This is a genomic window from Nostocoides sp., assembly GCF_035343835.1.
GTDB lineage: Bacteria > Actinomycetota > Actinomycetes > Actinomycetales > Dermatophilaceae > Nostocoides_A > Nostocoides_A vanveenii.
Genome location: NZ_DAOQZV010000178.1, coordinates 1 through 6,771, shown reverse-complemented (window position 1 = coordinate 6,771; position 6,771 = coordinate 1). Strand labels below are relative to the sequence as shown.

At 69.4% G+C, this 6,771-nt stretch carries 7 protein-coding genes and 1 pseudogene; 4 read left to right on the top strand and 4 right to left on the bottom strand.

The annotated features are described in order from the left end of the window. The 3 genes and pseudogenes from PKH97_RS12090 to PKH97_RS12080 form a co-directional block, all read right to left on the bottom strand. A partial coding sequence (locus PKH97_RS12090) for an SURF1 family protein (protein ID WP_324387717.1) occupies window positions 1–578 on the bottom strand: 578 nt, incomplete at its 3' end. 64 nt (window positions 579–642) lie between these two features. Beyond that, a pseudogene (locus tag PKH97_RS12085) lies at window positions 643–804 on the bottom strand (M15 family metallopeptidase); the annotation flags it as partial. Window positions 805–825: 21 nt separating this feature from the next. Then, window positions 826–954, bottom strand: a complete 129-nt coding sequence (locus PKH97_RS12080) for a hypothetical protein (protein WP_324387715.1) — start codon at window positions 952–954, stop codon at window positions 826–828. Between the two features lie 601 nt (window positions 955–1,555). On the opposite strand from PKH97_RS12080, the gene moaA reads away from it, so the two are divergent. After that, window positions 1,556–2,560 (top strand): GTP 3',8-cyclase MoaA, encoded by a 1,005-nt coding sequence (gene moaA, locus PKH97_RS12075; protein ID WP_324387718.1) that lies wholly within the window; start codon window positions 1,556–1,558, stop codon window positions 2,558–2,560. Between the two features lie 127 nt (window positions 2,561–2,687). Here moaA and PKH97_RS12070 read toward each other — a convergent pair whose 3' ends face one another. Continuing rightward, complete coding sequence (locus PKH97_RS12070; RefSeq protein ID WP_324387714.1) at window positions 2,688–3,056, bottom strand: DUF3099 domain-containing protein; 369 nt, start codon at window positions 3,054–3,056, stop codon at window positions 2,688–2,690. Window positions 3,057–3,209: 153 nt separating this feature from the next. On the opposite strand from PKH97_RS12070, the gene fabG reads away from it, so the two are divergent. The 3 genes from fabG to PKH97_RS12055 all read left to right on the top strand — a co-directional run. Beyond that, window positions 3,210–3,920: a 3-oxoacyl-ACP reductase FabG gene (gene fabG / locus PKH97_RS12065; RefSeq protein ID WP_324387713.1), complete on the top strand. Its 711-nt coding sequence runs from the start codon at window positions 3,210–3,212 to the stop codon at window positions 3,918–3,920. Window positions 3,921–3,969: 49 nt separating this feature from the next. After that, the gene (fabI, locus tag PKH97_RS12060) at window positions 3,970–4,728 is read left to right on the top strand and encodes an enoyl-ACP reductase FabI (protein ID WP_324387712.1); all 759 of its coding nucleotides are present in this window, start codon (window positions 3,970–3,972) and stop codon (window positions 4,726–4,728) included. 7 nt (window positions 4,729–4,735) lie between these two features. Then, window positions 4,736–6,771, top strand: a 2,036-nt coding sequence (locus PKH97_RS12055; protein WP_324387711.1) for a tetratricopeptide repeat protein, incomplete at its 3' end; no start/stop codon positions are given.

Sequence of the window (6,771 nt, the reverse complement as noted above, 5' to 3'; positions counted from 1 at the left end):
GAGGCGGCGCCGGGGTCGCCGGCCGACTGGACATAGCCGCCGAGCAGCGGGGTGCCGAGGGCTGCGGCTGCCTCGGGGAGGTTGATGCTGGCCAGTTGGCCCTGGGCGGCAACCTTGCCCCGCGCTTGCTCGCCGACCCGCAGCCAACCGGTCATCGTGACCTGACCTGCCGGCGCGGGGGCGATCGGCGGAATCGTCTCGGCGCCGTTGTCGCCCAAGGGGATCCAGCCCCGGTCGATGAGCACGAGGGCGCCGTCGGTGGTGCGGAAGGGCGTCAATACCTCGTAGCCGACGTCGCCGTTGAAGGTGCGGCCGCGGGCGACGAGGGTGGGATCGGCATACGTTCCGGTGGCGGTGACATGCGTCCACTCGTCGGCGATGGGGAGCGGCCTCGTGGTGAGGATGTCGGTGAGGGGCCGCGGTGGGGCGTCGTAGTGGGCCGAGATCCGGGTGTTGCGATCAGCCTTGGCCTGATAGCGCGAGTACTGCCACCAGCCGAGGTGGTAGGCGACGAAGGCGAACAGAGCCGCGAGCAGCAGGGCGCCGAGCCACCGAGGGGTCAGCAGCCGGCGGATCACCGGCTCACGGTACCTGCCGTGGCAGCTGGAATTGCTGCAGGTCCGGTTGCGCCCACGTCCCGCCTCAGGTGAACCCTTGATCGGTGAAGGCGCGGACGGCCGGGCTCGTCGCACTCGTGAAGGTCCCCGGCGCGCGGCGGTGCTCGAGGAAGTAGGTGTCGGGATAGACGGTGTCGGAGGCGCTGACATACGGGTTCTCGAAGGGATTGATGTCGATCGCCACCCCGTATGCGTGCGTCCTCCACCGTTAGCTCGCCTCCGCACCGCCCACATAGCGGCAGTTGAAGGCGGAGGTGTTGTCGGCGGTCATCGAGGCGTGGTCGTCGGCTCCCGGTCCCTTCGGGTTGCGGCCCCAGGAGGCGTCGAGCGGACGCATCTGGCGGATCGGGAAGCGCTGGGCGTAGAGCGCGGCGAAGTGCCGCGGGGGTAGGCGCAGCGGCCGCGAGGACCAGGCGCCCGCGATGGCGGGACCCGTCGAATCCGTAGTCGTTCACGGCGAGGACGCGCAGCCCGTCCCGGCCGACCGGGCAGGCCGAGGTCCATGCGACGCCGGCGAGGGCGGCCCATGTCGAGTCGTCCACCCGTGTGATGACCGGGTTGACGCCCTCCCCCACGGCCGGGGCGAGCAGCGCGGCGGGACTGGGTGACGGCGTCAGGCCCGCTGTTGGGGTTGGCACGCTTGTGCTCGTTCGCGATGCGCTGGGGACGGATGACGCACGGTTCGCTGGGATGACGACGACCCCCCGGAGCTTGGCGAAGGGGACAGCCTTGTCGTCGCAGCTGTGGGCTGCGAGGCCGTGGATGGTGAAGCGGACCCGGTGCAGGCGGCCGACAGCGCGACCCCAGCCACGACCGTTGCGGTCCGAGCCACAAGCGGGACCGAGCGGTGTGAACGCGGCGGGTCCAACGGCATACGGCTATTGAACAGGGGGGGATGCCCCGGACAACTTAGGGTGGGCTGTGTGACCGATCTGCCCATGCCGACCTGGCGGCCCGACGACGGGCTCGTCGACACCTTCGGGCGGGTGGCGCGCGATCTGCGGGTTTCGGTGACGGACCGGTGCAATTTGCGGTGCACCTACTGCATGCCCGCGGAGGGCCTGCCCTGGCTGCCCAAGGCCGAGATGCTTTCGGATGACGAGTTGATCCGGCTGATCGGCGTCTTCGTCGGGCTGGGCGTGCGTCAAGTCCGGCTGACCGGCGGCGAGCCGCTGCTGCGGCGTTCGCTCGTGGACCTGGTGCGTCGGATCGCCGAACTCGAGCCGCGGCCGACCATCGCGATGACGACCAATGGGCTGGGTCTCGACCGGCTGGCGGAGCCCTTGCGCGCGGCCGGCCTGGACCGCGTCAATGTCTCGCTGGACACGATCGATCCCGCGGAATTTGTCGCCCTGACCCGGCGCGACCGGCTGGCCGATGTCGAGGCGGGACTTCGGGCGGCACATCGGGCGGGGCTGACCCCGGTCAAGGTCAATGCGGTCGCGATGCGTGGCATCAATGACACCGATGTCGCCGAGCTGCTCGCCTGGTGCCTGGCGCGCGGCTATGAGCTGCGCTTCATCGAGCAGATGCCGCTGGACGCCGGCCACCACTGGCAGGCCAGCGAGATGGTGACCGCGGGGGAGATCCACGACCGGCTCAGCGCACGCTTCGCCCTGACGCCGGTGCCCGGGCGGGGGAGTGCGCCCGCGGAGCGCTTCTTCGTCGACGGCGGGCCGGCGACCGTGGGCATCATCGCCAGCGTCTCGGCGCCCTTCTGCGCCGCGTGCGACCGAGTGCGGCTCACCGCCGACGGGCAGGTCCGCAACTGCTTGTTCGCCAACGCCGAGTCCGACCTGCGCACGCCCCTGCGCGCCGGCGCGAGCGACGCGGAGCTGGCCGAGTTGATCCGGGGTGAGATGTGGCGCAAGGCCCGCGGCCATGGCATCGGCAGCCCGGACTTCCACCAGCCCAACCGGCCGATGTCCGCCATCGGCGGCTGACCGCGGACTCATCAGCGTGTGGAAGTCACCGGAACGGGCGGCGGGCGGCCGTGTTGCTCGCCGTCGATGACGAGACTAGTTGATCGAGACCTTGGCCCGATCCTCGGGGACGCCGAAGGCGTGCCGCCTACGCCTGAGTCGTCGGGGCGCCGGGCGTGACGATCTGGCCGTCGAGAATGACGCGTTCGGCACCCGACGGGGTGGCTGCTGGCTGCGATTCGAGCCACAACGGCGTCTCGCTCGTGCCGGCATACGTCATCGTGCCTTCGGGCCGAGGCTTGACGGCATTGGCCAAGACGACCGCGATATAGGGCAAAAGGACGGCCAGTGCGACGGCAGTCCAGCGCATCCAGCCGTGTAGCGGCACGGCGGCCAAGAAGCAGATCGTCCGGATGCCCATCGTGATCAGGTAGTGCTTGATGCGGGATTCCTGTTCTAGCGCCAGGCTCTCGGGTGCGGTCGTGACCGACGGCACTTCGCGCGGCCCACTGATCACGGCTCAACTCTATGCCGCGCCCTCCTGGGTCGGGCTGACCGTGATCCGGGCATCTGCTCCCGGGCACCACACCGTCGGGCCCGTCATCGCCCGCGCTGGCCCACTAGGGTCGTCCCCAGTGGCGTTTTCCGGACCTTCAGGAGGAATCTTCGTATGACTGCTCGCAACGTCCTCGTCACCGGAGGCAACCGCGGTATCGGTCAGGCGATCGCCGAGGCGATGCAAGCGGCAGGCCACACTGTGTTGATCACCAGCCGCTCGGGCGAGGCACCGGACGGATTGACCGCTGTCCAGGGCGATGTCACCGACACCGAGTCCGTGGATGCGGCCTTCAAGGCCGCTGAGGAGCACTTCGGTGGGCCGGTCGAGGTCGTCGTCGCCAACGCTGGCATCACCAAGGACGGCCTGCTGATGCGGATGTCGGATGACGACTTCGAGGCGGTCATCGACACCAACCTCGCCGGCGCCTTCCGCTGTGCCCGTCGGGCGAGCGCCGGCATGATCAAGAAGCGCTTCGGCCGGATCGTCTTCATCTCCAGCGTCGTCGGGCTCTATGGCGGCCCGGGGCAGACGAACTATTCGGCGTCAAAGTCCGCCCTGGTCGGCCTCGCCCGCTCGATCACCCGCGAACTCGGTGGACGCGGCATCACGGCCAATGTCGTCGCCCCCGGTTTCATCGAGACCGATATGACGGCGGAGTTGCCCGAGGACCGGCAGAAGGCCTACAAGGCGGCCATACCGGCGGGCCGATTTGCCACCCCCGCGGAGGTGGCGGCTGCCGTGCTCTTCCTCGCGTCGGACGAGGCGGCCTACATCTCCGGGGCCGTCATCCCGGTCGACGGCGGCCTCGGCATGGGCCACTGACACCGACTCCACACCAGATTCTCGCCGACACCACGCGAAAGGACGCCCGATGTTGCTCGAGGGCAAGACCTTGTTGATCACCGGAGTTCTGATGGACTCCTCCATCGCCTTCCACGTCGCCAAGCTGGCGCAGGAGCAGGGCGCGAAGGTCATCCTGACCTCCTTCGGACGGACCATGAAGATCACCTCGACGATCGCCAAGCGTCTGCCCGAGACACCTGCCGTCATCGAACTCGACGTCGCCGACCAGGGGCACCTCGACACCCTTGCCGAGCGGCTGAAGGAGCACACCGACACCCTCGACGGGGTCCTGCACTCGATCGGCTTCGCCCCGCAGGGCGCCTTCAACTTCCTCGAAGGCACGTGGGAGGACGTCTCGACCGCGATCCAGATCAGTTCCTACAGCCTCAAGGCCCTCGGTGTTGCGGCACTGCCGTTGATGGGTGCCGGCGGCTCAATCGTCGGCCTGACCTTCGACGCGAAGTTCGCCTGGCCCGTCTATGACTGGATGGGTGTCGCCAAGGCAGCGTTCGAGTCGACCAACCGCTACCTGGCTCGCGACCTCGGGCCCAAGGGGATTCGCTGCAATCTCGTCGCTGCCGGTCCGATCCGGACGACGGCTGCCAAGTCGATCCCCGGATTCGAGCGCTTCGAGCAGATCTGGGACGAGCGCGCCCCGCTCGGCTGGAATGTCAACGACCCGGTACCGGCCGCCCAGGCCTGCGTTGCGCTCCTGAGCGACTGGTTCCCCGCCACCACCGGCGAGATCGTGCACGTCGACGGTGGCGTGCACGCCATGGGCCAGTAACTCCCCGATGACCGAACCTGTCAGCGCTTCCGAGGTCCGCCTACTCGAGGGCCCCAACCTCTATTTCACCCGCCCCGCACTGAAAGTCATGCTGGCCCTGCCCGGCTATCTCGACGCGCCGGCCGCGCAACTGACCGAGATCGTGCACCGACTCGGTATGCGTGCCCGGGTCGGCACTCCCGGGTCGGTCCAACGTCGCGCCTTCATCCTGCGACTGCCGGTCTTCCTCGTCCGCGCCGTCGCCAAACGGGCGGGCACGGCCCGAGTCGGCGTCCGCGCCCGACCCGGCATCCATCCCGAGGATGTCGTCGTCGCGGCCGTCTGGCGCTCTCGCGGCCGCGCCGAGGTGCTCGGCGACGGCCTGGCCCCCATTCTGGCGCAACTGCTTTCAGGTGCCGAGCCGGAGCCGCTCCTTAGTGATCTGGCAGATCGGATGAACGCTGCGGAGCGGGGTCGGGCCGCTACGGTGCTGACGCCGACTATCCCCGTCGTGTCGATCACCGGCACCAATGGCAAGACGACGACCACCCGGCTGGTCGCGCACATCGCGATGACGGCGGGCAAGAAGACCGCGTGGAGTTCGACGGACGGTGTCGTCGTCATGGGCGAGGTCGTCGAACCCGGTGACTATTCCGGCCCGGCCGGCGCACGCGGCGTGCTCGCGACCCCGGACTTGGAGATCGGCGTTCTCGAGACGGCCCGCGGGGGCCTGCTCCTGAAGGGCATGGGCGTCACGACCAACGACGTGAGCGTCGTCACCAATGTCTCCGCCGACCATCTCGGTCTGCAGGGGATCGACACCGTCGATCAACTTGCCGAGGTCAAGGCCATTGTCACCACGGTCACCAGGCCGACCGGCTGGACAGTCCTGAACGGGGAGGACCCCCGCGCCTGGGCGATGCGTGCGCGCTCACCGGGGCGGCCGTGGGCCTTTGCCCTCGACCCCAGCGCCCCCGCTCTGCGCGAGGCGATCGATGCCGGCGGGCGGGGAATCACCGTCGCCGACGGGGACGTCACGATCCTGTATCCCGGCGGCCGCACCGAGCGACTCTTGCCGCTGCGCGATATTCCGGCCACGCTGTCCGGACTGTCGGTGCACAACATCGCCAACACCCTCGCGGGGGCGGCCGCGGCCCTCGGGCTCGGCCTACCCGTGGACGCCGTGGTCGAGGGCTTGCGCACCTTCATCCCCGACGAGGCCCTCAACCCCGGCCGGATGAATATCTACTCACTGCCGATAGCCGGTGGCAGCGCCTCGGTCATCCTCGACCTAGCCCACAACGAGGCCGGTCTGGAGGCCCTCCTCGACGTCGCCCGCGGCCTGACCCCGGCGGGCGGGCGCGTCCTGCTCGCGCTGGGGACGGCGGGGGACCGCACCGACGAGATCCTCGCGGCCCTGGGCGAGATCGCCGGACAACGCGCCGACGTCGTGGTCATCGCCCACAAGGACAAATACCTTCGCGATCGCACCACGGCCGACTTCGAGACGCACTTCGGCATCGGGCTGGCACGCACCGGACGCGGCAGCGTCCCGGCGCATGCCAGCGAACTCGCCGGCCTCGAGGCGCTCGCCGCTCTCGCCGCGGACGGCGATGTCATCGCGATCATGACGCACGAGCAGCGACTCGCCTGTGTCGACTGGTTGCACAGCCGGGGTGCAACCCCCGACCTGCCCGCCGACATTCGTCGCAAAGTCACGGTGGCGCAAGGGAAACACGACCTCGACGCCAACTTCGACGCGGTGTGGGCGAGCACCGACCCGGCCGAGCGCATCGCGATGGCGAGCACACTGCATACGGCCAATCCGGGAGACCCGCGCGTCACCTTCGAGTATGCTTGCGCCCTCGACGCCGGCGACGAGACCACCGCCGCGATCGAGCAGTATGAAGCGGCCCTGGCCGCCGGATTGCGCGAGCCCCACCGCCACCGTGCCCGCATCCAACTCGCCTCGAGCCTGCGGCTCGCGGGCCGCGCCGACGAGGCGAGCGCCCTGCTCACCGCGGCGATCAACCTGATCGGCACGCTGGCCTATGCCGCGCGGAT